The following is a 21,204-nucleotide window of genomic DNA, read 5'->3' as shown; positions in this document are numbered from 1 at the left end:
ACAGATGAACAAGAACAGTGTTTATGAAACAAACAGCTTCTATTGGGATACAAGAGGGAATGACTTTTTGAGAGCAATCGTGCTTCCACATTATGGAGCATTCATATCAGAAGAAAAACACCAACTATTTGGGGATGTCTCAGGATTAAAGATGTTAGAAGTGGGCTGTGGAGATGGTCAATCCTTGCAGTATCATGGGGATCGCAAAGCAGGTGAGCTATGGGGTATGGATATATCCCAGAAACAGATAGAAAAGACACAACAACACTTGAGAACATATGGTATTTCTGCAACATTGATATGTTCACCCATGGAAGAGGAATCTAGTATCCCTATTAATTATTTTGACGCTGTGTATTCGATTTATGCCATAGGTTGGACAACCGATCTTGAAGGTACTTTCAGCCGAATCGCTTATTATTTAAAGAAAGATGGCATTTTTATTTTCAGCTGGTCTCATCCAATAAACAGATGTGTTGTTGAAGAAAACGATAGATTTGTTTTCAATAAGCCATATTCTGATGAATCGTGGTATGCGGTATCTCCAGATTCTTGTCAGGGCGAATTAACCTTGGCTGATCGTCAAATATCAACCTATATCAATGCGTTGGCGAAAGCGGGATTTGTCATTGAACAAATGATCGAGGAATCCGATGAGGATATCATGCAATTACATAATAGTAGCGATAGCCTCCTTAAAAGAGCGAAGATGTTACCTGTAACTTTTGTGATCAAAGCAAGAAAACGATGATTAAATGAAATGAATCGGAGAGTGGACTATGTTTAAATATCAATTGGATACTGCTACCTATGTAACGATATTGGCGATGAAAGATGCACCCCAATTATATAATTTGATAGATAGAAACAGGGATCATATAGGAGCGTGGTTGAAGTTCCCCAGTATGACATTAACAGAAGATGATTCAAGAACCTTCATCAAGGGAACACGTATACGCTATGCTCAAGATGATGGTTATTGGTTAGGAATCTGGTGTGGAGACGAGCTTGCTGGTTCTATTGGATACTTATACATTGATCAAGAAAACAAGAAAACTGAAATAGGATATTGGCTAGGTAAGGAATATGAGGGTAGAGGACTTATTACAAAATCGATTAAAGTGCTAATTGATTACGCATTTGATGAACTTGAATTAAATAAAGTTGAAATTGGCGTAGCAACAGATAATTTCAAAAGCCGCGCAATTCCTGAAAAATTAGGCTTTCAACGTGAAGGTGAATTAAGAGATTACGAATATATTAACGGTGCATATTTAAACAGGATTATTTATGGGTTGAAAGCAGATCAATGGAGAACGTAATAAATCAAATTTTATTTTAACTAAAGGAGCTAGTTATGAGAAGATTACCGCTATTTATAGTGACAGGCGCAAGTGGAACAGGAAAAACAACGATCTCTTCGCTTGTTCGCAAGCAGCTTCCCGAATTTGACGTCTTTGATATGGATATCATCGATAATGTCGATTGGCAGATTGCCAAAGAGAATTGGTTGAGGATTGCGTATAGCATATCCCTAAGTGGACGAGGGACTGTTTTATGTGGAACGATGGTGCCGGAAAACATTGCATCGTCCGATTACATCGATCGATTTGATCGAATTATATATATGAATTTGCATTGTGACGATGTTACTCGCGAGACGCGTTTAAGAGCTCGTGGGTGGGACGAGAACCTGGTTGAAGATCACAAGAATTTTGCCAACTGGTTACTCCAGAATTCGGAAACTGCATTTGACCCGCCAATGCCAACAATTGATACGACAGAACTTACAGCAGTGGGAGTAGCTGAACAAATTAAAGAATGGGTTTTAAAGAACTGGTGTGAGGAATGAACAACTAAAATAACCTCATAGTTAGATTGAGTGGGAGGAACAGGATGCTGCCTTTTCAAGTGAATGAATCTATTGTATTAAAGCTGATCCAATCTCGAGATAGAGATGAGTTGTATGCGTTAATTGATGAGAACAGAAAGTACTTGAGAGCGTGGTTACTCTGGGTTGATAAAAGACAATCGCCCAGTGATTTAGATTCTGTAATAGAAGTATGGACACATAATTATGAAGAGAAGAACGGTTTTGATTCCGGAATATGGTTCAATGAACAATTGGTCGGGATGTTAGGATTGCATTATATTGATTGGAATAATCGAGCAACGAGCATTGGATATTTTTTAGCTGAGTCAGCACAGGGCAAAGGAATCATTACCAAATCAATAGAGCAATTGCTTAAATACCTCTTTAACGAGTTGAAGTTAAATCGTGTCATTATTCAATGTGCAGAAAACAATTTTAAAAGCAGGGTTATACCTGAGAAAATCGGATTTTCAAATGAAGGTACATCCAGAGAAGCTCAATGGGTCTACGATCATTATGAGAATATTGTGACGTATAGTCTGCTGTCTAGTGAATGGCATACTTAAACGGTAGAGTACATCGTCTGATGAGACGAAGGAGGTCACGAATTGTTTCTCAATGTATTACTTTGGTTGATTATTCTCTGGGTGATCTCCCTTTATTTCAGTTTTCCTAAGAAAGATCGCATCTACACAGTCAATGTGCCAAGTACATATTACATTCAATCTTCAAATCGTTTGGATATTCAGAAAAACTACGAATGCGCTGCATTTTCCAGTGCGTTTGTCTTGAGACATTTCGGTTTGGAGTCCAACGGAACAAAGCTTTATGAAACCTATCCTCGCAAATTACTGGATGGGACGGTATATCCCAAAGCGGTCGTTGTTTTTTTCAGGAAGCTAGGATATCAGGCAATGTACTTACGTGGAAATGTGAACACGTTGAAGAAGCAGATCAGCCAAGGGGTGCCTGTTATTTTATTTATTAGAGTACATCCCAAACAACGTTATTTGCATTTTGTTCCCGTCGTTGGTTATGATGAAACGCATTTTTACTTGGTTGAATCGTTAGATCACAAGATTAATTGTGATGAAGAATATTACAATCGAAAAATCAGCATAAGTGAACTCAACACGTTATGGGGCTCATGGTTGCCCTTTTGTCAAAACTCATATATCGTCGTACATCCGACGCAGATTTAAGACGGCCCTCTTTCAAGGGACATGAAATATTAGCTTTAAACCAACTAATCTGCTTTAGTCGGAACGTCTGCGTGGTTAAACCAAGCAACTCATGCCCAAATGGCATGAGTTTTTTTGAACAAATATCGTTACGTAAACCAGCTCGACTCAATTAATGGTTAGAACAAAATAGATCAATCGTATGGGCGGTGTGATATAAATTTTATTGTTTTTCCTGGGAATTAGCTGAGTTTTTTACTAAAATGGTTGTTCGTCCACGCACCTTTTCATCTACATACGTACGTTAAACTATGTCCATAGGGAGGTGTCCACACGGTGAGTCATTCAGAAGTGAAGAAACGAATGAAGAGAAAAAAGGCAACATTACATCCATGTAAAATTAAAAGAAAAGACCGTCGATTGAAAGTGGTTAAAAAGTTCGTTCAAGTAAAATGTCCGCCTCCAGAAGTAAACATCTCTACCCCTACCGTCGTTGGTCCAACAGGACCCCAAGGAATACAAGGCGTACAGGGTATTCCAGGTAAACAAGGGGTTGAAGGGCCACCTGGAGCTCAAGGGCCAGCGGGAGGGCCGCCCGGACCACAAGGACCTCAGGGACAGCCTGGTCCTGCTGGAGCCGTAGGCTCTCAAGGTCCGGTTGGACCTGCTGGACCCATGGGAGCCCAGGGCATTCCGGGAGAAGCAGGGGCTGTAGGGCCGCAGGGTCCGCAAGGTAATCCTGGGCCTGCCGGTGCAATTGGAGCTCAAGGTTTTCCTGGCCCCCCTGGAGCTGTTGGGCCAACCGGTGCGACAGGAGCAGCAGGTCCGGCAGGCACAGCTGGTGCAACAGGAGCGGTAGGTCCCGCTGGAGCAGTAGGCCCGGCAGGACCAGCCGGTGCAACAGGAGCGGTAGGCCCCGCTGGAGCAGTAGGCCCGGCAGGACCAGCTGGTGCAACAGGAGCGGTAGGCCCCGCTGGGGCAGTTGGCCCGACAGGAGCGACAGGAGTAGCTGGTCCCGCTGGGGCAACAGGATCTACAGGTGCGACAGGAGCAGCTGGAAGCGTGCTGGGATTCGCTGACTTTTTCGCACTGATGCCACCTAATAATGCTGCAACGGTTGCTCCCGGTACGGATGTGAGCTTTCCTCAGGATGGGCCGACAAGTGGAACTACTATCGCCCGTACGGGGCCTAGTTCATTCAATCTGGCAGCCATTGGTACGTATCAGATTTTGTTCCAAGTGAGTATCAATGAAGCGGGTCAATTAATCTTAACCCTCAATGGGGCAGATTTGGCCCCTACAGTAGTTGGGCGAGCTACGGGAACGTCTCAGATTGTGGGTATGTCTTTGGTGCAGACAACCGTGATTAATTCTATTCTGACCGTTCGGAACCCGGCTGGTAATTCTACTGCGTTAACAATTACGCCACTTGCGGGTGGAACAAGACCTGTATCGGCACATCTTGTGATCACACAATTAGCATGAGTCCGTTAACAGCCTTGGCTAATTGTCCTTTGCTTGTTTAAATATGCATGCACAATGGTAACACTGGTTTGCTTGAACTGAGATAACAGTGCTTTACTCAAGGCTGTTATCTCAGTTGGAGCTGATGTTGTACATAATCTAATTCGATATGATGACCAAAAATAATATTGGCAATGTTTCGGTAGCGGAGTAGTGGACAAGAGTCAATCAATGAAGCGCACCGTATTCATTCACTCCTTCTTTGATTTAATTGCTCAAATATTTAATCGGGTTAACAAGTTCTGTGTACCTCCGCATATACATTACAGGAGACGGGTCAAGACTCCGGCTGTCCTAAGTTGTATGAACGGAGGGAGAGACATGGGCATTGAATCATCCTGGATGTTTGATTTGTTTGGAACCGTCTTTCCGGTTGTATTTGTTCTGATTATAGGTATAGTCCTTCTGTCGATGGGAAAAGAGGTATGGAGGTGGGGACGCAACAACTCGGAGCCGCTGTTGACCGTGCCTTCACGAATCACCAGCAGACGGATGAAGTTGAGTCAGACGCAATCTGAACCAGGCAGTACAGCACGAACGTTATACTTCGTCACCTTTGAAGTGGAGAGTGGAGATCGACTCGAATTCAAAGTTAATGGCGAAGAGTATGGTTTGTGCGCTGAGGGGGATGAAGGACGGCTCTCATTCAAAGGAACGCGTTATATAGGCTTCGAGCGATATAATCGCGTGTATTCCGAACGCCTACGTGGTTAAACCGAGCAGCTTGCGCCAGGATGGCGTGAGCTTTTTTTGATTATTTGCTGGACAAGCGTTTCTTATTGGCCCTGACGTGTATTTATATAAGAAGAGGCATAATGAGATTAGGATCAAAGGATCATTATCATAGAGGAGGCAATGAATATGTCATTTACAGATCAGGTCGTTGTTGTAACCGGTGCCGCTCAGGGAATCGGACGGAGTGTGGCTGAGGCTTATGCGGTTGCCGGGGCCAAAGTTGTACTTGCTGACTATAAGGAAGCGGAGGGTGCGGCAGCCGCAGCTTCCATTCGTAATGAAGGTGGAGAAGCCATCTTTGTCCAATGTGATGTTCGGAGCGAGCGGGACATTACGAACCTTTTTCGTACGACCGTAGATGAATTCAAACAAATTGATGTTTTGGTGAATAATGCAGGACTCGCCAAATGGAAATCACCCTATGAGCTAACGCTGGAAGAATGGGACGATGTACTCAATACCAATGTGAGAAGTTGCTTTTTAGCGAGTCGGGAAGCAGCCAAACATATGAAAAGCAATGAACACGGGGGGGCCATTATCAACATGGCTTCTACACGTGCACTGATGTCTGAGCCTGATACCGAAGCTTATGCCGCATCCAAAGGAGCGATTGTAGCTCTGACGCATGCGCTGGCGGTCTCACTGGGCAAAGACCAAATTCGGGTCAATTGTATCAGTCCGGGATGGATTGAGACAGGTGACGTGGAGAAATTGAAAAAGGAGGATCATGAGCAGCATCCATCTGGTCGTGTGGGTGTTCCTTCGGATATCTCCCGTGCTTGTCTATATTTATCTGATCCAAGCAATACCTTTGTCACAGGGACCAACCTCGTTATTGATGGAGGCATGACCCGAAAAATGATATATGAGGACTAGAACCGGGATCGATCCGGGCGAGCCCTCCGCTATACCGACTTAAGAGTAATAAGCCCAAGTTAAGCACTTGGGCTTATTTGTTTTTAATAACTCGGTTGCTATAATAAATGTGATTTTACAACAGTAGAGGAATGGAGGGAGTATATGTTCGGGAAACAATCCCGGAAGGTATTTTGGCTGTTACTGCTGATCGGAGGGATGATAATGATAGGGAATGAGTCACCTGCTGAAGCTGACGGCGCGGATATACGGGCGGCCTGGGTATGGCAGGCACAGTCTGTTAGCAACGGAGATGAGCTGTTGGCTAATGCAGCTAAACATAAGATAAACAGGCTGTACGTGAATGTAGACATGACACTGTCCAAGGAGGTATACCAGACGTTTATAGCCAAAGCCAGCCGTGCAGGTATTGCGGTTGAAGCGCTGGGAGGCGATCCATCCTGGGCGGTCAGTGGGCGTGAAGGCCCCATGCTCAGATTAGCGTCATGGGTAAGTGACTACAATCAGGCTGCTGAGCCCAACGAGCAATTTGATGCCATACATCTGGATATCAAGCCCTATGTATTACCAGCTTGGCAAGAAGATGCCAAGCCATTGGTACAATCCTGGGTGGCCAATATGAATCTGTTATTTGAGCAAGTGAGACAGGATGGCGCAGTTGCAGTGAATATTGACCTGCCATTTTGGCTGGACTCCTATACCGTCACAGGGAACAGAGTTTCTGAGGATGCAGATAACGAACCATTGTCACGTTGGTTCATTGAACGAGTGGATCATGTCACTTTACTCGCTTACCGTGATAACGCGCAAGGGAACAATGGTATCATACGTTTAATTGAACAGGAAATGAACTGGGCCGATGCCAGCAATGTGAGCGTCACCGTTGGGTTGAACACCAAGCCAATGCCTGGCGAGGAATTCACGACTTTTGCCGGTAAAGGTGCAGCGCAGCTGGAAAGCGTTATTGAAGAAGTTGCCTCCGCATTCAGTGAGCATACTTCTTACGCCGGTTCTGCTGTACATGACATCGTATACTGGGGACAGCTGGAGCCGTCAGAACTGCCATCACCGGAGAATCCATCCAATCAGCCAGAGATTCGGGGAACGTATATCTGGGAGGCCTCTCAAGTGACGAATGACGGGGGAGAGCACATACTAGAGTTTGCGAGAGAGCAGAATGTTAACTGGTTGTACGTTAGGTTAGATCTGGATCAACCCTATTCCAGTTACCGCAGTTTTGTGAAACGGGCAAAAGCACAGGGCATTGAGATCCATGCGATGGGTGGACACCCCATCTGGGGCAAGAAGGAGAACCGTCCACGCATTCAGCGCTTGATTGATTATGTGAAAAACTATAATGCGGAATCCGAGCCGGATGAACGATTTGAAGGCATCCATCTGGATATTGAGCCTTACACCTTGCCGGATTGGGAGAATAGTCGGGACACCCTGCTGACCGAATGGGCTGCCAACATTACATTTTTCCAGGAAGAAACGAAGAAGGACAGCGATCTCGAAACGAGTGCAGACCTTGCTGTATGGCTGGATACCTTCCCGCTGCCGGGAAAAGACATGTCTGTGACAGAGTTTATGATTGATACACTTGATCATGTGTCTATGATGGCTTTCCGTAACAGCGCCGAAGGTTCCAATGGGATTGCTGCTGTTGTGAGTCAGGAGATGGAGATTGCAGATCGTCTGGGCAAAAGGTTGATGATTTCGGTAGAAATGAAACAGAACCATGAAGGTCCTCATATTTCTTTTTATGAGAAAGGGGCAGCGGAGATGGAACTTCAGCTTGCCAAGCTTCCGGATCTGCTGGCCGAACATCAGGCTTACCAGGGCAACATTGTACATGCCTATGATTATTGGATTGAAGCCAAGCCTTAAACAGGCGAGTATTATAAGAAATAACTTGCTTTGGAACTTCACCGTGGGTGAGGTTCCGGGCTTTTTTTTATGGAAAAAAGATGGAATCGTGTCACCGAATGGGCTCCTGCACAATACGATGTACGGTGATGAACAGCTGAAACAAAGGAGGAAACAGACTATGGCTGTTATTAAAGCCAACTCAGAGGACGTCAAGCTGCTGGCTAGGCTGCTGAGGGCGGAGGCTGAAGGTGACGGCGAACAAGGCATGCTGCTTGTAGGTAATGTAGGTGTGAACCGGGTGTTGGTGGATTGTCTGGACTTTAGAGATATTCGCGACATCAACCGCATGGTATTTCAGAACCCCGGAGGCTTCGAGTCAACACAGAAGGGATACTTCTACCAACGGGCGAGACAATCCGAGATTCGTTTGGCGCAACGTGTAATTAATGGAGAACGTTTTTGGCCAGCCAGCAATTCGTTGTGGTTTTTCCGACCTGTGGGCGACTGTCCGGATACGTGGTATAACCAGCAAAATACAGGACGTTTCAAAGCACATTGTTTCTTCAGTCCGACAGGCGACGACTGTCCGGAAGTCTATTAAATTTGGGGAGGAATCACTATGATTAATCAACCGTATCAACCGACGACTCAAACATTGGGTCAGCAAGCGAATTCCGTATTGGGTCAACAAGCCAATTCTCAGGTTCAAGGTACGTCATACAAAATTGGTAACGGAATGCCTTCCATGTCGCCAACACCAGGGATGGTATCTCCTAGCTCGACTAGTGTACCGCCACTCGTATCCAGCGGAAGTCCAATGACACCTACGGGTGCTGTAGTTACGACAACGGCTCCTCAATTTGAACAGTCATACATTGAAAATATTCTGCGTCTGAATCTTGGGAAGTACGGCACGTTCTACATGACATATGAAGGCAACAAAGAATGGAACGCTCGCATATTCCAAGGTATTATTGAAGCAGCGGGCCGTGACCATATTATTATCAGCGACCCGAAGACAGGAAGACGGATTATGCTGTTGATGGTCAACTTCGACTATGCTACATTTGATGAGCCATTGTTGTATCAATATCCGGGCGTGGTAGGCAACTACCCACAAGCTCCAAGCAGATTCTAATTGGCGCTTCTCGATTTCAATTGATATTTGACAGGTTTAACACATAGTGAATTGCAGGCTGTCCCGAGAATGTGGAGGTTATCCGCAAACGGGGCAGCTTTTTACATAAGCAGTTATTCAAAACGGCTAAATAATTGAGTCATACGTAACCTTTTGATAAAAAGATGGCACTTATATATGAACAGACCAGCAACATGCCTATATGAAGGGAGTCTATAGCATTGAAGTCATGGATTGAAGGAGCAATGAAGGGCGAACCCGAAGCTTACGCACAACTGATGTCGCAATATCGCGGAATGGCTCTTGCTGTAGCCTACCACCGGTTAGGGGAACCATTTTGGGCAGAAGATGTTGTGCAGGAAGCCTTTACGGAAGCCTTTGCCAATCTGTCCAAACTGGAGGACCTAGAGGCTTTTCCGGGGTGGTTCAAGGTGATCGTGGAGAGGCAGTGTTATCGCTGGCTAAGACGCAAGCAACATACGATGATTCCAGTTCAGGAGCTGGAGCATGTATTCCATGAAGAGGATCAGGCGCATAATCCCGAAGAACAAGCGGTGCAAAACGAAATGAATCGTACGCTGCGTGATTGTATTGCAATACTGCCATCATCGATGCGGATAGCTGTTGAACTGTTTTATTTGGAAGGATACTCGCTTAAGGAAATATCGGATTTCCTCGGGGTCAACGTACCTGCATTAAAGAAAAGGCTGTTCGATGCCCGATCCAAACTCAAGCGCTCTATGCCCGTGAGGGATCTGGTCTCTATGTTCAATGACTTATATGAAGGAGGAAAAGGATTGTTACACATTATGAATGGGGATCACGCTGCCAATCGTTTAAGAGAGAGTGGAATCGAGGGAGATATCCTCGTATGGAGAGAATTGTACACATTCGGACCGGTAGCCCAAGATATGGAAGATGCGAAAGAGCGGAAGAATCGGGCCTCCGTATTGGAACGGCAGTTGGGCATTCCACAGACGGAATACTTGCAGATTGAGGAGCTTGAACGCAAGTTGCATTCCTTTCAACAATATAAGGAGATTGTCTTATGGTTCGAATATGATCTCTATGATCAGACGATGTTATCTTACCTGTTACATTATTTCAAAGGACAAGCACTCCAGAATACGAAACTGAATCTGCTCTGTATTGACTCGTATCCAGAGATTGAGCACTTTAGAGGACTGGGACAGCTTACCTCCTCTCAGATCGAACGGCTGTCTGGGAGTTGGCATGTGATTGAGAGAAATGAGTTACAAGCCGGTGCACAGTTCTGGGAAGCCTATACGTCAACGGATTTCCGGCATCATCTGGATTACTTGCAGGCAGACACTTCTGCGCTACCCTTTGCAAAAGCTGCATTTAAGGCACATTTGTCCCGTCTGCCATCTGTATCAAACGGTCTGGGGCTGATTGAGCAGACCACACTGGAGACCATTAGAGCAGGGGTAGAGCATCCGTATCCATTATTTCGCGAGGTAGGGGACAAGCTGCATATTCTCGGGATGGGTGATCTTGAATACTGGGCACATCTGAAGCGGATGACAGAAGGACCTCATGCTCTGCTTCAGATGATTGGAGCAACAACTTTCCCTAATTTCAAGCAACATGATGAAACATTCCGTGACGGAGTCCTGTCGCTTACGGAACTCGGAATTCAGGTGTTGAATGGAGAAGTCGATTGGGCGCTGCTGAAGCAGGATGAATTCTGGATCGGTGGTTTGCATAACGAAAGCGGAAAACAAGCCGGGTGGCGCTGGAATTCCGCTTCTGAGACCGTAGTGGAGGTTGAGTCTACATCGTAATTAGTGGATAAAATCTGAGAAAATAACAGTATTGCAAAAAGAGAGTATCCAGCGATGCGAAAGCATGAGCGAGGATACTCTCTTTGGTTTGGTTAGATGATTGTATGTGAAATCTTAAAAAAACAGAGAAATCGTTACTTTTGTTAAAGAAATAAGGCGTTTGTGCCATTTCGTTGTCATAGGACACGGATTGACTGTGTAGTGTAGAATTATATAATAAAAGAAGCATATCTTTATTATTCGACAGAACACGGTGGAGGTGGAAGCATTGGGAAGTTGAAATTGCATATGAGCGGCAGAATGGCTAATATCCTACATTTTCGAAGGAGGTGGACCTATTTGCCGAAGAATGACGGCGAATAGGATGAAAATTTGAGTGACCCCTTACCGAGTATTTTAAATTTAGTATTAATTGGTTTACTTGTATTGATGAATGGTTTCTTTGTGTCGGCGGAATTCGCGATGGTGAAGGTTCGTGGAAGTCGGATTGAGGCTTTGGTGGAAACAGGCAACAAAAATGCCATCTATGCTTCCAATATCGTACGCAATCTGGATGCATATCTGTCAGCTTGCCAACTAGGTATAACTTTGGCTTCACTGGGACTCGGGTGGTTGGGAGAACCGGCAATTGCACATCTGTTAGAGCCCGTGTTTACCGCATTTGGACTGGGACCAGTCTACGTTCATGGAATCTCTATTGCCATTGCATTTGTGATTATTACGATCTTGCACATTGTACTGGGAGAACTTGCTCCCAAAACGATGGCGATTCGAAAATCTGAGACGATCACGTTGTGGTCTGCGGCTTTGCTAACGTTCTTCTACAAGTTAATGTATCCATTCATATGGGCACTGAACGGTATGGCTAACGGCTTGTTGAGACTGTTCCGAATGGCACCAGCTTCGGAGATGGACTCGGCACATAGCGAAGATGAAATACGCATTCTGATGAAAGAAAGCAATAAGAGCGGTTTAATTGATAACACTGAATTAGCACTTGTTGATAATATATTTGATTTTACGGATACAACCGCCCGTGAAATTATGATTCCGCGGACGGAAATGATCTGTCTGAATGCCAATGAGTCCATGCTGGAAAATCTGGAGATTGCCAGTGAGAGTATGCGAACAAGGTATCCGGTATATAACGGAGACAAGGATCATATTATCGGCTTTATTCACATTAAGGATCTGATGCGATCCCAACTTACGGATACCATTTCCGTAATCCGACCAATCCTGGCTGTACCAGATACCACACTGATCAGTGATCTGCTCAAGCGCATGCAGCGTAGCAAGACACAGATTGCTATTCTGATTGATGAATACGGGGGAACCTCCGGGCTTGTCACGCTTGAAGATATCATGGAAGAGATCGTAGGTGAGATTCAGGATGAATTCGACCAGGAGCGTCCTGCCATTGAGCAAGTGGATGAGATGGAATACTCCATTGATGGATTGATGCTGATTGAAGAAGTCAGTGAACGATTCGGACTGGAGATGGATCGTGCCGATTACGATACCATCGGGGGCTGGTTATACTCCAGAGTAGATACCATTCCACCTGAGGTTGGTCAATCGGTTGAGTATGGGGGGTATGTATTTGTCATTCAAGAGACAGAGCATAAGCGGATTTCCCGAGTGAACGTGATTAAGCTGGAACTGTTGGTTGAAGAAGAAGGCGCATAGCCAGATCGAAATCGGTACAAATGAAGCTGTATGGTGACGTAATGGTCATCGTACAGCTTCTTTGCATGCTCATGATTCTTTGGGTGCGTGAATGACAATATCGGCGTAACGGTTCTCTGTGACCAAGCTATTTTTGATATAAATTCGCTTATAAGTAACATAAACATTCTCTCCAGGAGCGAGATCATGCTGGATATTCAGCTTTTTTCGAGTGGATTTGGTTGTCGTCGGTGTCTTTATCGTGATGATATCGTACATGTCAACGAAAGTAATCTCGTAGGAATTGTAGTCCCCCACCTTAGTGGTGGATAACACCGGATTTTGTTTATACTGGGTTAAGTGATCATTCACCATGCCGAGTGTTGCAGGTAACACGTAAAACAGAAGAGCCAGAGGCAGAAGGCAGAAAGCAACCCCGAAAACACGTAAAAATTTGACGTGGGAAAGGGTTCGGCCACTCTGTCTGAGGAAAAGAAAAGCAAGGATGGGGGATAGTACAAGTCCCCAGATCATAAAGGGCAATACATAGCGGTCAATCCCCATGCTTATCCAGTTTTCCCGGGCTGTAGCCAAGAAATATACTAAGGTCCCGACGGTAAGCGCACTCATTAGAATGACAAGCCAACGTTTGAACGATCGGGATACTTCGATGTGTAACTCATTCGGATTGGAATTGTGACGATGTCTTCTGGATTTGGAATGAAGTTTACTCAAGGGATACACCTCATTTGCAACTCATGTTGGTTACTTTGGTTTCGTGCATACATTACTGAATACATACGGGATGGAATAATTTAGGTTTCACCATGTTGGAAATGTATAAAAAATACAAAAGACGCTGCCGACAGAAACATCGGAGCGTCTAATTTTTTTTGAAACCTGTCACCCGATCCGTCCGTTTATACCCTTACACAAAATGAAGTATAGAAGCGGAGGATGGATCAATATGCGGAAAATGAAAACGAAGAGTGCAGCATCTATTCTAAAAATAACACTTGTTGCCTTGTTCATGGTGCCGACGCTCCTGGCTATACCTACGTCTGAACCAGCCGTTGCAAGCCCGATTATCAAGGTGTCCTCTGCTGGTGCACTTACAGCTCCACCGCCGCCAGAACCATCCATCCATTCGCTCGCTAACACTCGCGAACGTGGACATATCTATCAAGCGGTCGGTGCAGTCATCCCTGGGGGAGGACTGTCGGCTATCGTCAATACCAAGACCACGACCTATACAGCAATGAAGACACTTTCCGTAGATTATCGACTTGAGCGCTGGACAGGAACAGTATGGGTGACTTTCAAAGCCAATTCCAACACTGCAACGAATTCAAACTTACTGAATGCTACATCGGATTGGACCGTTATGCCAGGATATTATTATCGCGTTACCAGTATCCATACAGCGTATGATGGAAGCACCACGGATACAAGCAAACATGTCTCTGGCACCGTGTTGTTTTGATCTTATCGGCTGGTGCTGCCGGGAAACTTCTGCTCTTGAAAATCGTTGGCAATCGCAGTCATCTCTTCTTCCGAAAGGGTGCCAAACAGACTCATATTGTTGGAACCCATCATCCACTGAAAGGAGTTATAGGGTGGGCCGATATACATCAGTGCTTCCGTGCCGTCCGCCAGCTTGACGGTGCTCATATCACGAAGCATGGCCCCTTCAATTTTCTCCCCAGGCATGACATAAACATAATCAAACTGGATAATCTCATCCTCTATGCTCTTGCCTTCACTGGTATATTGAACTCTCATTTGGTTGGACTCATAATAATCGTCTGGATTCACAGGGTTTTCCGTATCAAGCACAAGTTCGAATTTGACCTTATTGAATCGCTCGGGAATGGCCTTGGATAACAGAAAGTCACCCATGAACCCTTCGCGGGCGATTTCTTCCGTAACAAGTACTGGACGAAGCAGGTGGCTCGATAACTCATACGAAGGTGTATTAAGAGCCTCTTCTTCTTGTACTTTAAGAATGTCATCTAAGCTCGTTTCCGGAGGTGGAGGCGTTTTGGCTGTTGACGGATCAGCCCCCAGATGGGTCGTGCGATCCTCGATGACAATGGATTTCATGCCATTGCCCCAATCCTTGATGGATTGTACAAACGGGGATACCGCTTGCGTACCGGACGGCAGGCTGAAAATAACGGCCCCAATGGTCACCGATGCAGCTACGACAACTGAAAGTCGCAAGGTACGTATTCTTTTTTTACGTAAACCGATTTTGTTAATTTCCCTGTGTACCTTCTGCCAAGATTGCTGCATGGATTCGGTATGGGAGGCGGAAGGGGCAGAGACGGCATGATGGAAAGCCTCATCAAAAGCCAGATCAAACGCAGCGTCGAAATATTCGTCTTCCAGCTCTGAATCGAATGGCTCCACGTTCTTATCGGACTTGCCTTTGCTCAATGCTTCCACCCCATTCCTTATGTAATTTCTTCTTGATACTGCCGCGGGCTCTGAACAAGCGTTGCTTCACAATGTCTTCGGAGGTATCCAGCAGTTCGGCCATCTCTCGGTAGGAGAGACCTTTTTTCCACCGTAACTCCACCAGTACACGATATTCCGGTTTGAGCTGTCCAAGATAATATTCAATAGACTCTTCCATCATCTGCGTTTCTACCATGCTTTCCACGGAAGCTGCTGTCTGATTCATCGTCTCCATATCTATAAAAACACTATCCGTATCCACTTGGTTACGGTTATTTTTATTTTTTCTCAGATAATTAATAGCTGTGTTCCGTGTGACGACCTTGAGCCAGGCTTTCAGTTTGACCTCGTCTTCGAAAATGGGTTTGTTTTTAATGATTTTGATAAAAGCTTCCTGAATAATATCTTCTGCTGCAGCACGCTCCTTGATGATATAAACGATAAGACCATGTACCATATTATAATATTCATAATACACTTCTTCCTGAAGTGCAGAGCCTAAATTATGGAAATCTGAGGCGAGTAGTAACTGGAGCCGATTGGCCATGATGTTCTCCTTTCTGGTGAACAATCCACAAACATTGGTATCATTACATTTTACAACATAATATGGAAACGATACAATGGGAGGTTGGTCCGGGAAAAACCAGATGAGGGAAGTGGGTATAGCCTATGGAACAGTTTGCTGAAAACTAATAAAAGGCCGTCTCGCCAACCATAAACACATGGTTGCAAGACAGCCTTTTCGACTGTTCAGTGAAAATACATTACGGGAGATAACTCTCCGTAATCTGTTAGAATGCCCAGTCTCCCTTAAGGAAGATGGCTTCACGTTCACCGTTTGCCGTAATACCGTAGATGTCCGTCTCGGGCGAGCCCATCATGAAGTCCACATGGGTGATACTGCTGTTCATGCCACGAGCTGCAAGCTCTTCAGGAGACATCGATTTGCCACCTTCGATATTAAATGCGTAGGAACTGCCAATCGCGAGATGGCACGATGCATTTTCATCATACAATGTCGTGTAATACAAGATACCGCTTTCTGAAATCGGGGAATGGAAGGGAACTAGAGCCACTTCGCCGAGGTAATGCGAACCTTCATCCATGGAGATGAGTCTTTCCAGCGTATCCTGACCTTCTTCGGCATGAAAATCAATGATACGTCCATTCTCGAATGTGAGTGAAAAACGATCAATGATACTGCCGCCATAGCTGAGTGGTTTGGTGCTGGACACCTTGCCGTTAACACCGTGCTTGGCTGGAGCAGTGAATACTTCCTCTGTCGGGATATTTGCTACAAAAGGGGTGCCTTGCTCATTCACGCTACCTGCCTGCGCCCAGATATGACCTTCTGGAAGCTCGACAGTAAGATCCGTCCCCTGGGAGAGGAAATGCAATGCTTGATACTTCTTGTTGTTCAGTGCAACCGCTTTGGTTTCCAGTCGTTCAATATGCTGTTCCCAGGCCGCTACAGGGTCCTCCAGATCAGCTCTTACCGCAGCAAAAATGGCTTCCCACAGCTGGTTAACCTGCTCCGTTGCCGGGAGATCCGGGAATACTTTGGCAGCCCAATCGGGGGAAGGACAAGCCACACCCGTCCAGCTCATTTTATCCGCCTGTTGATACTGACGGTACTTGGCCATCGCCTGACCAAATGTACGCTGATGGGTCGAGATCCGCTCAGGATCAATACCTTTCATCAGGTCTGGGCTGGATGACAATACCGTCAGGAAGGCCGCATTATTGGCAGCCAGTTCTTCAAGCTCCGCTGCATGCCATTTCGGCGGCTCTTGGAAGGATTCCTCAGGGGCCATCTCAAACCGCAATCGATTCACCGTTTCATCACCGTATTTTACAATCACCTGCTTGGCACCAGCCTCGTATCCCTTACGCACCAACAAGCGTACGAATTCAGCGGTATCAATCATGGCACTAATGACAAATACTTGCCCGGGCTGCACGTTTGCGCCTACTCTTACAGCCAGTTCAGCGTAACGATCCAGTTTTTGTTCGAAACTTAACATATGAGTTCCCTCCAATTGTTGAATTTTTGACCTGTTGACGCAGGAAAAGAGAGGAGTGATCTCCTCTCTCATAATCCATCAAAGGGGATTAAAATGCCCAGTTTCCTTGCAGGAAGATAGGCTCTTCTGTACCTTCGGAGGTTACACCGTGGATGTTCATTTCTCCAGATCCAATCATGAAGTCTACATGAGTGAGACTGGAGTTCATGCCACGTTCAATCAACTCTTCTTTGGACATCGATTTACCACCTTCCAGACAGAAGGCATAGGCATTACCAATCGCCAAGTGGTTGGAAGCATTTTCGTCAAAGAGTGTATTGTAGAACAAAATATTCGTATCAGAAATCGGTGACTGATGTGGAACAAGGGCTACTTCACCCAGATAGTGTGCACCTTCATCCATCTTGATCAGGTTTTTGAGTGCGTCCAGTCCCTGCTCAGCGGTATAATCTACAATTCGACCGTTCTCGAATGTCAGGGAGAATCCGTCAATCAGGTTGCCGCCGTAGCTCAGTGGTTTCGTGCTGCGAACGGTACCGTTAACACCCGTTTTCAGCGGAGCTGTGAATACTTCTTCGGTAGGCATATTGGCAATAAAGACATGTCCTTGCTCATTCACACTTCCACCGGATACCCAGATATGTCCTTCTGGGAGTTCGATGGTCAAGTCTGTGCCTGGAGCTGTATAGTGAAGCTTCTTGTATTTTTTGTTGTTCAACAGATCAGCGCGGGAATCGAGATTTTGTAAATGGGTTTTCCATTCGGCAACAGCATCCTGTTCACCGATCCGTACGGTTTTGAAAATAACATCCCACAAGCGGTCCACTTGTTGTGCTTCCGGCAGGTCCGGGAATACTTTAGCTGCCCATTCCGGAGAAGGAACGGCTACAATAGACCAGCTGAATTTGTCAGCCATCTGATACGAACGATATTTTTCAAGCGCTTTGCCGCGCACTTTTTGGCTAGTAATAATGCGTTCCTGAGCTACACCGTTCAGCAGATCCGGATTCTCAGCGATGACGTGCAGTACAGCGGCGCCTTCTTCAACGAGTTCAGTCATTTCAGCTGCAAACCATTTCGGTTCAATGGAGAAGGCTTCATCTGGTGCAAGATCGTAATGAAGACGTGTAACGGTTTCATCGCTCCAGTTAACTTTGACCAATTTGGCACCTTTACCGTAAGCTGCTTTGACAATCAGTCGTACAAAATGCGCTGCCGAGATTGGCGCGTTAACCACAAGCGTCTGTCCAGGGTGGATATTGACACCGACTTGTACAGCCAGTTCAGCATATTGCTGCAGATTCGTTTCGAAAGTATTCATGCTATTTTTTCCTCCAATGTGATAATAATATCGTAGCTTGTTGGCTATTATAGATGTTGGTCAAACACGTATTTATAATCCTCATTACAACTATGTAAGGACTCCAATGGTTCCTTCATTGAATAAGGTATACGTTGCTACGTTATATATTGTACAATTAACCAATAATAATTACCAAACTAGGTTTACCAGAAATGTTGGAGACCGCCTGTAGATGAAAGATTAAAGGAGAGAATGATTGTGAATATTGAAATTATAAGTGCTGAAATGCGCCGTGAAGGTGAAAAAGGATACGTGGGAAATACCGTTTACCGCACAGAAGGAGAAAAGTCAGTATATGAGATTACCTTCATGAGCAAGAACGGAAAAGATTGGGACTATAGCTTGCATTTCACGGAGCAATCCGGTGATGAAGAAGAGTTACTGCGTATGGACGAGTTGCTTGAAAATGATGACGATCTGTACAATCAATTGCTCGATGCTGCTTTGGAGGCATTTCCGGCTTAACTGACCGAGATGTTCTTGTTCTATTGTGTTGTGTCGATGACTATACTAGACGGTGTATGCCCGAAACAGGGTGTATACCGTCTATTTTATTGGAAATGTTGAATAGATGATCCAGAAAAGGGAAGTCTACGAGATGAATGGAACCAGAGAGACAATCCGCCTAATGGGAGGTAACCGTGAATGGCATCTGACAATCTGATTACAGAAGGGTTGACGGGACTTGAAGAAGTCGCGCCCGATATTCTCAGTCTACGTACACTATTCGTTAATGTCGTGTTCATCGGAGAGCCAGGAAGCAGGAACTGGGTCCTCGTGGACACCGGAATGGCGAGGTTCACAGATCATATTGTTCAGGTTGCAACAGAACGATTTCAAGGTCCGCCGTCTGCGATCATATTGACGCATGGTCACTTCGACCATGTAGGAACCGTTATTGAGCTGGAACAATTCTGGGGTGTGCCCGTGTATGCTCATCCGCTTGAAATTCCGTATTTAACGGGATTGAAAGATTACCCGCCAGCGGACCCTTCTGTAGGTGGAGGTTTAATGTCCAGGTTGTCATTCGCATATCCCAATGAGGCAATCAATCTGGATGATCGGATATTCAGTTTACCCAAAGATCATTCCGTTCCAGGCGTTTCAGGCTGGAAGTGGGTGCATACACCAGGTCATACCCCTGGACATGTGTCGCTGTTTCGAGAAGCAGACCGTTTGTTAATTGCGGGTGACGCGATCATCACGGTGAAGCAGGAATCACTATGGAGTGTGTTGCTTCAGGACAAACAGTTGCATGGCCCGCCGTCCTATTTCACAACGGATTGGCAGGCTGCTCATCAATCTGTTCAGCATATCAGGCATCTGGAGCCGAAACTTGCGATTACCGGGCATGGGCATGCATTGAGCGGAGATATGCTTAGCGAATCCCTGAAGCGGCTTGATCTGGATTTTGAAGAAAGTACAGTGCCGGATCACGGCAAATATGTGGATTAATTCAACCAACATAAGAAGTATGCAGAGACAGCCGCAGGGGATTGCAGCTGTCTTTTTCCTGTCTTTTTTGTTTTTCTATCATCAATTTGTTCTCTATCATAGATTGGTATTTTGTGCTCGGGCATGATATAGTCGAGCCGTATAATATAACCTTAGTATGCAGGAGGTACATATAACGATGACACAGCAAAATGCAGCATTTGAAGAACAATTTGGAGGGATACCGGCCGTCTGGCTTCGTTTCAATCAGTTTGAAGCGGCAGTTATTCCAAGCGTGGGTGCCAACCTCGTTGCTTTCCGTGATACGGAAAAAGGATTCCGTTACTTGAGAGAGCCGAATCAGGATCAGATGGATGAGTTTATGGCTGCACCTGCGGTCTATGGAATTCCGATTCTATCTCCACCAAACCGTTATGAGGATGGACGTTTCCCGTGGAATGGTAAAGTCTATCAGTTGCCTGTGAACGAACCGGCTACAGGTAACCATCTGCACGGATTTTTGCATGATGCCGAGTGGAAGGTCGAGGGATATGGTTCTGATCAGCTGGAGAGCTATGTGTTGCTTAGCCAGGACGTGAAAGAAGGGCATACATTCCATCAATACCTGCCGTTTACGTTCACGGTGACGCTTCGTTACTCTTTGAGTAGCCAAGGACTTCAGCAGCAATTGATCGTCCGCAACACCGGAAAGGAAACCATGCCGAATTTGTTTGCATTCCATACGGCAATCGCAGTACCTTTTGCACCGGACAGTCAATCCTCGGATTACACGGCCAAAGTTACGATTGGACAACGACGTGAATTGAATGAGCGTTCTCTGCCAACAGGACAATTTCAACCGCTTACACCTGAGGAAGAACTATTGAAGAAAGACGGAGTTAGCCCGTTCTTCGCTGCCATGGATAATCATTACACTGCAGAACCGCAGAATGGTCGTAACTATATGGAACTTACGGATCACCGTACTGGAGACAAACTGGTATATGATGTAGGTACTTCCTACAAGCACTGGATGATCTGGAATAATAACATGGGTGGCGAATTCTTCTGCCCTGAACCACAGATGAACCTGGTTAACGCTCCTAATGTTGAAGGCATCCCTGCAGAAGAAATCGGATTGGTCGGTCTGGCACCAGGTGAACTATTCGAACAGAGCAGCCGATTGTATCCAATTGCGTCACAAAAATAATTCACGCTCGTTTTGCGCTACGCTTACAATTTTGTCGA

22 protein-coding genes are annotated in these 21,204 nt (G+C 45.6%); 17 read left to right on the top strand and 5 right to left on the bottom strand.

All coding sequences use genetic code 11. The features are described 5' to 3' along the window. The first annotated feature begins 4 nt into the window (after positions 1-4). From NKT06_RS17310 to NKT06_RS17250, 13 genes are all read left to right on the top strand, one after another. Positions 5-751: a class I SAM-dependent methyltransferase gene (locus NKT06_RS17310; RefSeq protein WP_253437027.1), complete on the top strand. Its 747-nt coding sequence runs from the start codon at positions 5-7 to the stop codon at positions 749-751. Positions 752-779: 28 nt separating this feature from the next. Next, positions 780-1,322 carry a GNAT family N-acetyltransferase gene (locus tag NKT06_RS17305; protein WP_253437024.1) on the top strand — a complete coding sequence of 181 codons (543 nt, stop codon included), beginning with the start codon at positions 780-782 and terminating at the stop codon, positions 1,320-1,322. 35 nt (positions 1,323-1,357) lie between these two features. Continuing rightward, positions 1,358-1,852 carry an AAA family ATPase gene (locus NKT06_RS17300; protein WP_253437021.1) on the top strand — a complete coding sequence of 165 codons (495 nt, stop codon included), beginning with the start codon at positions 1,358-1,360 and terminating at the stop codon, positions 1,850-1,852. Between the two features lie 44 nt (positions 1,853-1,896). Beyond that, entirely contained in the window at positions 1,897-2,439 is a 543-nt protein-coding gene (locus NKT06_RS17295) for a GNAT family N-acetyltransferase (protein WP_253437016.1), read from the top strand. 42 nt (positions 2,440-2,481) lie between these two features. After that, complete coding sequence (locus tag NKT06_RS17290; protein WP_253437013.1) at positions 2,482-3,075, top strand: C39 family peptidase; 594 nt, start codon at positions 2,482-2,484, stop codon at positions 3,073-3,075. 315 nt (positions 3,076-3,390) lie between these two features. Continuing rightward, complete coding sequence (locus NKT06_RS17285) at positions 3,391-4,539, top strand: collagen-like domain-containing protein (protein WP_253437009.1); 1,149 nt, start codon at positions 3,391-3,393, stop codon at positions 4,537-4,539. 360 nt (positions 4,540-4,899) lie between these two features. Next, positions 4,900-5,292: a DUF2500 domain-containing protein gene (locus tag NKT06_RS17280; RefSeq protein ID WP_253437006.1), complete on the top strand. Its 393-nt coding sequence runs from the start codon at positions 4,900-4,902 to the stop codon at positions 5,290-5,292. A gap of 147 nt (positions 5,293-5,439) precedes the next feature. Beyond that, the gene (locus tag NKT06_RS17275; RefSeq protein ID WP_253437002.1) at positions 5,440-6,189 is read left to right on the top strand and encodes a glucose 1-dehydrogenase; all 750 of its coding nucleotides are present in this window, start codon (positions 5,440-5,442) and stop codon (positions 6,187-6,189) included. Positions 6,190-6,393: 204 nt separating this feature from the next. Further along, positions 6,394-8,079, top strand: a complete 1,686-nt coding sequence (locus NKT06_RS17270) for a hypothetical protein (RefSeq protein WP_253436999.1) — start codon at positions 6,394-6,396, stop codon at positions 8,077-8,079. A gap of 160 nt (positions 8,080-8,239) precedes the next feature. Beyond that, a complete protein-coding gene (locus NKT06_RS17265) occupies positions 8,240-8,662 on the top strand; it encodes a cell wall hydrolase (RefSeq protein WP_253436995.1) in 423 nt (140 codons plus the stop codon). 18 nt (positions 8,663-8,680) lie between these two features. Further along, positions 8,681-9,199 carry a spore coat protein GerQ gene (gene gerQ / locus NKT06_RS17260; protein ID WP_483311578.1) on the top strand — a complete coding sequence of 173 codons (519 nt, stop codon included), beginning with the start codon at positions 8,681-8,683 and terminating at the stop codon, positions 9,197-9,199. A 221-nt stretch (positions 9,200-9,420) separates the two neighbouring features. Then, on the top strand, positions 9,421-11,004 hold the full coding sequence (locus NKT06_RS17255; RefSeq protein ID WP_253436991.1) for a sigma-70 family RNA polymerase sigma factor: 1,584 nt from the start codon (positions 9,421-9,423) through the stop codon (positions 11,002-11,004). 372 nt (positions 11,005-11,376) lie between these two features. Then, positions 11,377-12,693: a hemolysin family protein gene (locus NKT06_RS17250; protein WP_301289968.1), complete on the top strand. Its 1,317-nt coding sequence runs from the start codon at positions 11,377-11,379 to the stop codon at positions 12,691-12,693. Positions 12,694-12,762: 69 nt separating this feature from the next. On the opposite strand, the gene NKT06_RS17245 is transcribed toward NKT06_RS17250, so the two are convergent. Further along, entirely contained in the window at positions 12,763-13,407 is a 645-nt protein-coding gene (locus NKT06_RS17245; protein WP_253436988.1) for a chloride channel protein, read from the bottom strand. A 232-nt stretch (positions 13,408-13,639) separates the two neighbouring features. Here NKT06_RS17245 and NKT06_RS17240 point away from each other — a divergent pair, with 232 nt between their 5' ends. Beyond that, a complete protein-coding gene (locus tag NKT06_RS17240; RefSeq protein WP_253436985.1) occupies positions 13,640-14,155 on the top strand; it encodes a hypothetical protein in 516 nt (171 codons plus the stop codon). Positions 14,156-14,157: 2 nt separating this feature from the next. Here the strand turns inward: NKT06_RS17240 and NKT06_RS17235 are convergent, their stop codons facing one another. From NKT06_RS17235 to NKT06_RS17220, 4 genes are all read right to left on the bottom strand, one after another. After that, positions 14,158-15,111: a hypothetical protein gene (locus NKT06_RS17235; RefSeq protein ID WP_253436982.1), complete on the bottom strand. Its 954-nt coding sequence runs from the start codon at positions 15,109-15,111 to the stop codon at positions 14,158-14,160. Beyond that, positions 15,089-15,679: an RNA polymerase sigma factor gene (locus NKT06_RS17230; RefSeq protein WP_215077671.1), complete on the bottom strand. Its 591-nt coding sequence runs from the start codon at positions 15,677-15,679 to the stop codon at positions 15,089-15,091. Before NKT06_RS17230 ends, NKT06_RS17235 begins: the two co-directional genes overlap by 23 nt. Before the next feature lie 247 nt (positions 15,680-15,926). Continuing rightward, a complete protein-coding gene (locus tag NKT06_RS17225; protein WP_253436979.1) occupies positions 15,927-17,159 on the bottom strand; it encodes an aminopeptidase in 1,233 nt (410 codons plus the stop codon). Positions 17,160-17,247: 88 nt separating this feature from the next. Next, positions 17,248-18,480: an aminopeptidase gene (locus NKT06_RS17220; protein ID WP_253436976.1), complete on the bottom strand. Its 1,233-nt coding sequence runs from the start codon at positions 18,478-18,480 to the stop codon at positions 17,248-17,250. 234 nt (positions 18,481-18,714) lie between these two features. Between NKT06_RS17220 and NKT06_RS17215 the strand changes: the two genes are divergently transcribed. The 3 genes from NKT06_RS17215 to NKT06_RS17205 all read left to right on the top strand — a co-directional run bounded on the left by NKT06_RS17215 (position 18,715) and on the right by NKT06_RS17205 (position 21,166). Then, a complete protein-coding gene (locus NKT06_RS17215) occupies positions 18,715-18,987 on the top strand; it encodes a hypothetical protein (protein WP_047843332.1) in 273 nt (90 codons plus the stop codon). A gap of 180 nt (positions 18,988-19,167) precedes the next feature. Continuing rightward, entirely contained in the window at positions 19,168-19,977 is an 810-nt protein-coding gene (locus tag NKT06_RS17210; RefSeq protein WP_253436973.1) for an MBL fold metallo-hydrolase, read from the top strand. Positions 19,978-20,155: 178 nt separating this feature from the next. Next, positions 20,156-21,166, top strand: coding sequence for an aldose 1-epimerase (locus NKT06_RS17205; protein WP_253436969.1), 1,011 nt, complete (start codon positions 20,156-20,158; stop codon positions 21,164-21,166). Positions 21,167-21,204: the final 38 nt, after the last annotated feature.

The organism is Paenibacillus sp. 1781tsa1 (assembly GCF_024159265.1).
Classification (GTDB): Bacteria; Bacillota; Bacilli; order Paenibacillales; family Paenibacillaceae; genus Paenibacillus.
The sequence above is the reverse complement of the archived record's forward strand: the minus strand, read 5'-3'. Positions and strand labels throughout refer to the sequence as shown.

Bases quoted from the DNA above. Each gene is read 5' to 3' on its own strand.
- NKT06_RS17310 (WP_253437027.1), top strand. From the start codon at position 5: ATGAACAAGAACAGTGTTTATGAAACAAACAGCTTCTATTGGGATACA.
- NKT06_RS17305 (WP_253437024.1), top strand. From the start codon at position 780: ATGTTTAAATATCAATTGGATACTGCTACCTATGTAACGATATTGGCG.
- NKT06_RS17300 (WP_253437021.1), top strand. From the start codon at position 1,358: ATGAGAAGATTACCGCTATTTATAGTGACAGGCGCAAGTGGAACAGGA.
- NKT06_RS17295 (WP_253437016.1), top strand. From the start codon at position 1,897: ATGCTGCCTTTTCAAGTGAATGAATCTATTGTATTAAAGCTGATCCAA.
- NKT06_RS17280 (WP_253437006.1), top strand. From the start codon at position 4,900: ATGGGCATTGAATCATCCTGGATGTTTGATTTGTTTGGAACCGTCTTT.
- NKT06_RS17275 (WP_253437002.1), top strand. From the start codon at position 5,440: ATGTCATTTACAGATCAGGTCGTTGTTGTAACCGGTGCCGCTCAGGGA.
- NKT06_RS17270 (WP_253436999.1), top strand. From the start codon at position 6,394: ATGATAGGGAATGAGTCACCTGCTGAAGCTGACGGCGCGGATATACGG.
- NKT06_RS17265 (WP_253436995.1), top strand. From the start codon at position 8,240: ATGGCTGTTATTAAAGCCAACTCAGAGGACGTCAAGCTGCTGGCTAGG.
- gerQ (WP_483311578.1), top strand. From the start codon at position 8,681: ATGATTAATCAACCGTATCAACCGACGACTCAAACATTGGGTCAGCAA.
- NKT06_RS17240 (WP_253436985.1), top strand. From the start codon at position 13,640: ATGCGGAAAATGAAAACGAAGAGTGCAGCATCTATTCTAAAAATAACA.
- NKT06_RS17230 (WP_215077671.1), bottom strand. From the start codon at position 15,679: ATGGCCAATCGGCTCCAGTTACTACTCGCCTCAGATTTCCATAATTTA.
- NKT06_RS17225 (WP_253436979.1), bottom strand. From the start codon at position 17,159: ATGTTAAGTTTCGAACAAAAACTGGATCGTTACGCTGAACTGGCTGTA.
- NKT06_RS17220 (WP_253436976.1), bottom strand. From the start codon at position 18,480: ATGAATACTTTCGAAACGAATCTGCAGCAATATGCTGAACTGGCTGTA.
- NKT06_RS17215 (WP_047843332.1), top strand. From the start codon at position 18,715: ATGATTGTGAATATTGAAATTATAAGTGCTGAAATGCGCCGTGAAGGT.
- NKT06_RS17210 (WP_253436973.1), top strand. From the start codon at position 19,168: ATGGCATCTGACAATCTGATTACAGAAGGGTTGACGGGACTTGAAGAA.
- NKT06_RS17205 (WP_253436969.1), top strand. From the start codon at position 20,156: ATGACACAGCAAAATGCAGCATTTGAAGAACAATTTGGAGGGATACCG.